The sequence below is a fragment of the Iodidimonas sp. MBR-22 genome (genome assembly GCF_029946565.1).
Taxonomy (GTDB): Bacteria; Pseudomonadota; Alphaproteobacteria; order Sphingomonadales; family Rhodothalassiaceae; genus Iodidimonas; species Iodidimonas nitroreducens.
On sequence record NZ_JARKVQ010000041.1, the window covers coordinates 1 to 715 of the forward strand.

The window sequence follows — 715 nt, forward strand, 5'->3', positions numbered from 1 at the left end:
CTATGGCTATCGCAAGCTCCGTGACGATCTGTGCGATCAGGGCGAACACTGCTGCGAAAACCGCGTGGCACGTCTGGCAAGTTTGGCGGGCATCACGGCCCAGATTGGCTATAAGCGCCGCTCTGGACGGTGTGGCGGCAAGCCAGCTGTGGTCGCTGACAATAGTCTGGATCGGCAGTTTAAGGTCGATGCGCCTGACCGGATCTGGGTCACGGATATCACCTACATCAAAACCCATGAGGGCTGGCTTTACCTTTCCGTCGTCATCGATCTGTTCTCAAGGCGTGTTGTCGGCTGGTCGGCTCAGTCGCGGATGACGACCGACTTGGCACTGCAGGCGCTACTGGCCGCTGTCTGGCGTCGCAAACCCCAGCACCGGGTCATGATCCATTCCGATCAAGGTGCGCAGTTCACCAGCCGTGAGTGGCAAATATTTCTCAGCCAGCACAATCTGGATGCCAGCATGAGCCGACGTGGGAACTGCCATGATAATGCGGTCGCCGAGAGCTTCTTTCAACTCCTGAAGCGAGAACGGATCAGGCGCCGCACATATCCCACACGCGATGCCGCAAGGCAGGACCTGTTCGAATATATCGAGATGTTCTACAACCCAAAACGCAAGCATACAAACAACGGCATGTTGTCGCCCGTTGACTTCGAAGCCAGACAGCAGAAACTGAAAGAGGCAGGTGTCTAGAAAACGTGGGGCATCTCA

General features: G+C 56.5%; 1 protein-coding gene. It reads left to right on the forward strand.

Features of this window, described 5'->3' with window-relative positions:
• Positions 1–697 (forward strand): IS3 family transposase (locus QK300_RS13570; RefSeq protein WP_281302240.1); only part of this gene is annotated, 697 nt, incomplete at its 5' end.
• Positions 698–715 lie beyond the last annotated feature (18 nt).